This window comes from uncultured Desulfovibrio sp. (assembly GCF_944324525.1).
Lineage (GTDB): Bacteria > Desulfobacterota > Desulfovibrionia > Desulfovibrionales > Desulfovibrionaceae > Desulfovibrio.
Genome location: NZ_CALUWS010000009.1, coordinates 63495 through 69806 on the forward strand (window position 1 = coordinate 63495; position 6312 = coordinate 69806).

Below are 6312 nucleotides of genomic sequence, written 5' to 3' on the forward strand. Positions count from 1 at the left end.
CCGATGGATGCACAGACAAGGACAGGCTATGCTTTCGCAGGCGTATAAAGACTATCACGGCAAGATCAATTTCGCCGTCAAGAACAATTCCCATACCCAGACCTTTCTTTTCCTTCAGGAACATTGCTCCAGCAAGGGGGTACGCCGGCCGCGGGTGCTGGAGATCGGCTGCAGCAGCGGCTACTTCAGCGCGGCCCTGCGGGACAACGGCGTGTACGTCCACGGCGTCGAGCCTTTTTCCGATGAGGCGCTCCGGCATGGCCGGGTGGATGACTTCTTTTCCGGCACCGTGGAGGATTTTTGCGCGACAGCCCCGCAGGAGCTGCGTTATTCCTTTGATGCGGTCATCCTTGGCGATGTGCTTGAGCATCTGGCCGATCCGAAGGCCATGCTCGTTTCCCTTGGCGAGTTTTTGAAGGATGACGGCGTCATTCTGGCGTCCGTGCCGAACATCACCCATATCGGCATACGCACCATGCTGGCCGAGGGCATCTGGGATTACCAGAAATACGGCATCCTGGATACGACGCATCTGCGCTTCTTTTCCTGGCATACGCTCAAAAAGCTCTTCCTTGCGGCTGGTTTCGGCATCGAGCGGCGCTATAACGTCCTGCAATCGGAGCTTTGCGTCCACCCCTCCCTTGCCGCCTGGGGGGAGCATTCCCTCTGGCAGGAGCTGAACCCGCGGGATCACACCTATCAGCATGTGGTCATGGCCTCGCGGGAGGCCTGGCGGCGGACGACCTACCAGACGACGACGCCGCAGCATATCCTCCTCCTTTCGCCCAAATCCGAGAGCGTGTTGACGTGCCTGCGGCTTAGCCGGCCGCTGGGGGAATTTCTCGCCGTCCACGGCGGTCTGCTCTCCGTCGTCCCTGCCACTGCCTGCAATCTGTCCCTGCTGGACTGGGCGGACGTCATCATTGCGCACCGGGAGATCAATATCCTGGAATTCGAGTTCCTGAAGGCGGCACGGCAGCGGGAGATCCCCATCATCTATGATACGGACGACCTGCTGCTCCAGCTGCCCGAATGGAGCCTGAACACCATTTCGCCCGCCGAGCGTGCGCTCATGAAAAGCACGCTGGCCCTGGCGGACAGGGTGACCTGCACCACGCCCATGCTGAAAAAGGAGCTTGAGTGTTTCACCGATGACGTTCAGGTCATCCCCAATGTGATCATCCCGACGCAGCCGCTGCCCGTCCCCGCGAAGCGCCACTACAGCAATCAGTGTACCCTCGTGCTCGCCTCCAGCGACGCGCAGCTGCCGGAAGGCATCGTGCCGATCCTGTATACCCTGCTGAAGATGTTCGATTTCCTGCATTTCGTCGTCATCGGGAACATCGCCCACAACTTCCAGATCCCCTCGGAACGCATTCGCTGTTACGAAACGTGCAGTGAAGAGCAGTTTTCGCAGCTGCTTTCCGGCATCGACAACGGCATCGGCCTGCTCCCGCTGGACGACAGCCTGTTCTCTTCCTGCAAGTCTCCCATCAAGTTCTGGCATTACACGTCCTGCGGCATCGTGTCCGTGGCTTCCGATCTCAGCCCCTACGCGCAGTATATCGACAACGACGTCAACGGCATCCTGCTCGACAATACGCCGGATGCCTGGTGTACGGCTTTGAGCCGGCTGATCAGGGATCACCGCAAGCGCCAGACCCTGCTGGGCAATGCCCTGAAAAAATGGCAGACGACCGCTTCCGGCAAGGTGGCCGTGGAGGCGTGGCGGGCCTTGTTCGCTCCTTTGCCGCAACGCCCGGAAAGGAAGCAGGGGGAGACGCCCCCCCTGCCGGACTTTGGTCAGGAGGAGTGAAGCGTATTTCGAGCCGGGCCGCGTCCTGTCAGGCGGAAAATGTTCGCGGCAGGATTTTTTTGTCGAGTTCCGCAAAAAAAATGCTTGACCTTCGACGGGAGAAAGCGTATTTCTTTTTCTTGTCAACGGGTCATTAGCTCAATTGGTAGAGCAGCTGACTCTTAATCAGTTGGTTCGGGGTTCGAGTCCCTGATGGCCCACCAGAGAAAGTAAGCCCTTGCGGATTTCCGTAAGGGCTTTTTTCATATCTCTGTGCAAAAATCCTTTACCTGGCCGTCTTAGAGCATTTTCAGTTTGAAACGCTCTGCGTTTCAAAGCATACGGCCTGTCGTTTCGTGGAAAAAAACGTGGGCGCCGTGCTGCGCCTCGCGTTTTACCTTTTTTCAAAGGCGAAACGCTCTGCCGTGCACCGCTTCCCGTTCCATGCTCGCGGCTAATGCGGGCATGTGCGGCCTGAAGCGGGACAGCATCCCCTTTCGGCAGTCCGCACGGCCTGTCGCGTCCTCACCTTGCCGCCGTGTGAGGACTCAAGCCTTTTTGTTTTTGTGAGGAATCGGAATCATGTCAAAAAAAACAACCATGACTTTTCGGATCGATGCAAATTTGAAAAAACAATTCATGGATGCCGCCGATAAAATGAATATGCCGGCAGCACAGGTTTTGCGCAGCCTCATCCATGATTTTATCCAGCGTAATCAGGAAAAGTCAGGCGATCAAAAATCAGGGACATTGATTACATTGGAAGAACAGGAAAAAAGAAGAAGGGCTGCACGGTTCGCGATTGCTTCGGTCGGGCTCGAAGGTTTCAAGGTTCCGGAGAGTGAAATACAACATATGGAGCGCTTTATATCTGGTGAAATAAGCTTTCAAGAATTTATGGAAGCCCCTTTTCTATGATAGAGCCCCACGGGCGTGGGGATGACTCCCGTTCCATGCGCTGCGCCGCTGCCTCTTCAGAAACACCCCCACGGGCGTGGGGAAGACCGATCCCGCACAGTAATAGTGCCCGTGGCCTGAGAAACACCTCCACGGGCGTGGGGAAAGACGTCGGCAGCCCTCTACCGCTTCCGTCGAGGCGTGAGAGCAGCTTTTTCACGCTTTTTTTCCACATCCTCATTGGGAAGAGGCGCGTCATTGATGAGGCGCAGAAAGCCCCTCTGGGTCTCTATCTCGTTCCGCGCCATGAATTCAAGGAAGTCCCTGTCGTCTTCATGCGCCTTTTCCAGGGCGGCTATATACTCCTGCCGCAGCGCAGGCGGGATGACGACAGGGAGATGCCCGCGCTGTCCCAGCAGCACATCCATGACCAGTCGGGCAATGCGTCCATTTCCGTCGGCAAAGGGGTGGATGCAAACAAGATCCTTGTGGAAGCGTGCCGCCGCAATCAAAGGGTGCAATATCTCCCTTTCTTGTATAGTGCGGGCCAGCAGCGCGCACATTTGGCTTTCGATGTCTTCCGGCCGTGACACAGGATAGCACGACCCTGTCATGAATACGGGGACCTGTCTGTAGGCTCCCGCAACGGCGTCGTTTTCGAGGCTCCCTTCCAGCATGCCATGCAGCCGCAGCAGATCCTGTTTGGTAAGCCCAGGATCGCGCAGCAAGTTGAAGGCATGATCATAGGCCTTGCCAAGTCCCACAACGGCGAGGGCATCCTTTAACGGCTTTCCCCCTGCGGTCAGGCCGTCCTCAAGAAGGATCTTGGTCTCGACGAGGGTATACGAAGACCCTTCAAGGGCATTGGAAGAAAACACGCTGTCCACCCGGTAGTACTTCTGGATCTCCCGCAGAATCTCCTTGTCCTCAAAAGGGCGGTAACGATTGATGCGGATTTGGTTCTCGTCGATTTTTTGCAAGAGTTCGGCAAGCATTTTCGTCTCCGGGCCTTTGAGAGTTGACCGTTGGCCCGCTTTTTATGGTACGGGCCGCGAGGAGGCAAGTTTCTGCCCTGGGCAGCACGTCCGCTTCCGGCGTCATGCTCCCGTTTCATTTTTAGGTAGACTTCGGCAACCTTTTCCTGTTTGTGGCCAGCGTACTGTTTTCAGTGATGCCATTCCGCGCCTTGGAGCCACCTGTCCGGTTTTGCATTTTTTCCGGTGGTTGATGGCGGAAACACCCCCACGGGCGTGGGGAAGACCGCTCGTCACCCTGCTTGATCCGCCCGCCGTCCGAAACACCCCCACGGGCGTGGGGAAGACGGATCTGGACTCATGCCCTTTGGGCAGGGCGCAGAAACACCCCCACGGGCGTGGGGAAGACCATCAGATACCGCTCGAAACCGCGGGCCGCGTATTCCTGCACCTCGCGCCACTGCGCGTCCGTCAGCTCCCCATCTTCCGCGACTCCGGCAAAACGCCGCAGCGTCGCCATATCTCTTTTCGCCTGCTCAAGACCGTCAAGGTGGCGGACATAGGCCGAAAGCCTGCGCTCCACCGGCAAAAGCTCACGCCGCCGCGCAGCATTTGTTTTCAGCGCGGCACGGATCTCCTCCCGTCCTTCCTTGCTGGACTCGCTTTTTGCGGGAACTTTTTCCGCCGCTCGCAGACCGGCGTCAGAATCATCAAGCATGGCCAGCTCTTCCCGCGCATCCCGCAGCATGGCGCGCGCCATCTCCGCATCCACTTCGCCGGACAAAATACCGGCAAATGGCGTGCCATCCATGCCGGCCTGCTCCAGATCGGAGCGCAGGCGCTCGCGGGCCATGCTTCCGTCGTCGGCGGCCACACGCCGCAAATCGTCCACAAAGATGTGGGCGGACTCGTGCGGGATAGAGGACAGGTCAGCCCCCTTGAATATGCGTATGGCTGCCCTGCCGTCAGACTGGAAGCTGACGGCGGCGCGCTTGCCATGGACGACGCCGGATGTTAGATTGATTTCAGTTGTGGCGTCCTGCCGCAACGTGTCACTTTGGCCCGAGAATGTTGCGTCAGGGGTTCCCTCCGGGGGATGATTGAGGTTCGCGCTTTCCCAAAGTGGCACTTTTTTTTCGTAATACTTTCTGCGAACAGTCCCCGCCGTGACAACAGTATAGAAATCCCCCTCTGCCGCAAATTCCAGCCGCACCATGACCCGCCCCTGTGGCGTCATTGCCCGGGAAACGAGGTCATACTTTCTGCCGCTGCCATCCACATCATAGACGGCGCTTACATTCGCAAGCACGCCATCCACAAAAGCCCGCGCATCCGCAAAGCCAAGCCCGCGAATCTCTTTCCCGTGCCTGTCCTCGATATGCTGTAGCCCGATATCATTCAGCACAATGGTCCCGGGCTTGTTCAGGCGCAGCGTTGCGGCAATCTCCGGCGTGATGCTGCCCACCTCCCGTCCGTTGTCGGGGTAGGACACAGTCGTGGTTTCCGGCTGGTAGAAGGGCTTCAGCGCCCCAATGGCCTTCCCCTCTCCGAACCACTGCGTGCTGTCGGCCTCGATCAGAGGCATGGCGGCAAAGCGCGAAGGCAGGGTGCCAGGCTGACTGAAGGTCTGCCCCTCGGCTTCTCCTTTCTCCCCAAGTGCCACACTGCGCCGCCGCAGCAGATCGGCGGCATCCACGCCGTAGGCAGTTTCAAAGGCTCGCGCCTGCGCGGCATGCAGCCTGCCGAATGTCTCAGCGGCATTTTTGCCCACCAGCGGCGTCATTTCAGAAACAAGGCGCTTTTCTTCCCGCCGCGCGGCATCGGCCACGCGCTGACGCACCCGGCTTTCCTCGACCACGGCCTGCGCCTGGGCCGCATTGTCCATCTGCTCCGCTTCCAGCGCATTGGGAGCGTCCGCCCGCTGACGCAGGAGTGGCGCAATGGTTGCCATGCTTTCAGCATCAAGGCGGCTGTGTATCTCGGAAAGGAAACACCCCCACGGGCGTGGGGAAGACTTGCAAAAAAAACTTGACTTAACTTAACACTCAGAAACACCCCCACGGGCGTGGGGAAGACCCGTTAACTCGCCCGGTGACCGCCGGCTTCAGAGAAACACCCCCACGGGCGTGGGGAAGACCGCCTCCGCCCAGCAGTCTTTGCCCGTCGCCGGGAAACACCCCCACGGGCGTGGGGAAGACGATTCCGCAGCGATCACTCCTGATGAGCTGGGAGAAACACCCCCACGGGCGTGGGGAAGACAGCAGGTTGCAAGCCCTGACGGCCTTGCATGGTGAAACACCCCCACGGGCGTGGGGAAGACTGGCATATACCAGGAAAACATCTGTCTTGAGTGGAAACACCCCCACGGGCGTGGGGAAGACTCAAGGCGGTTTTTCATGCGCTGCTCGGAGCGTGAAACACCCCCACGGGCGTGGGGAAGACACCCTTTCGCGCTCTTCCGCGCGTTTGGCGTCGGAAACACCCCCACGGGCGTGGGGAAGACCGCCCGTCTACAGCGTCCCGAGTATCTGGGTGGGAAACACCCCCACGGGCGTGGGGAAGACCCATCAGGGCCGCCCGTAATGAAACTTTCCCAAGAAACACCCCCACGGGCGTGGGGAAGACAGAAGTGAAAAAGCCGCACAT

3 protein-coding genes, 1 tRNA gene and 2 CRISPR repeat arrays are annotated in these 6312 nt (G+C 58.8%); of the genes, 3 read left to right on the forward strand and 1 reads right to left on the reverse strand.

Translation table 11 applies throughout. The features are described 5' to 3' along the window. Positions 1 to 28: 28 nt before the first annotated feature. The 3 genes from Q0K12_RS04125 (at position 29) to Q0K12_RS04135 (ending at position 2713) form a co-directional block, all read left to right on the forward strand. The gene (locus Q0K12_RS04125) at positions 29 to 1816 is read left to right on the forward strand and encodes a methyltransferase domain-containing protein (RefSeq protein ID WP_297260507.1); all 1788 of its coding nucleotides are present in this window, start codon (positions 29 to 31) and stop codon (positions 1814 to 1816) included. Positions 1817 to 1943: 127 nt separating this feature from the next. Next, positions 1944 to 2019, forward strand: a tRNA-Lys gene (locus tag Q0K12_RS04130). Positions 2020 to 2377: 358 nt separating this feature from the next. Continuing rightward, positions 2378 to 2713, forward strand: coding sequence for a hypothetical protein (locus Q0K12_RS04135; protein WP_297260508.1), 336 nt, complete (start codon positions 2378 to 2380; stop codon positions 2711 to 2713). A 161-nt stretch (positions 2714 to 2874) separates the two neighbouring features. Here Q0K12_RS04135 and Q0K12_RS04140 read toward each other — a convergent pair whose 3' ends face one another. After that, positions 2875 to 3687, reverse strand: coding sequence for a Fic family protein (locus Q0K12_RS04140; protein ID WP_297260509.1), 813 nt, complete (start codon positions 3685 to 3687; stop codon positions 2875 to 2877). A 235-nt stretch (positions 3688 to 3922) separates the two neighbouring features. After that, positions 3923 to 4076: a CRISPR direct-repeat array (repeat unit 28 nt; unit sequence GAAACACCCCCACGGGCGTGGGGAAGAC). Between the two features lie 1577 nt (positions 4077 to 5653). Beyond that, a CRISPR array of direct repeats spans positions 5654 to 6291; the repeat unit is 28 nt; unit sequence GAAACACCCCCACGGGCGTGGGGAAGAC. The last annotated feature ends 21 nt before the right edge of the window (positions 6292 to 6312 follow it).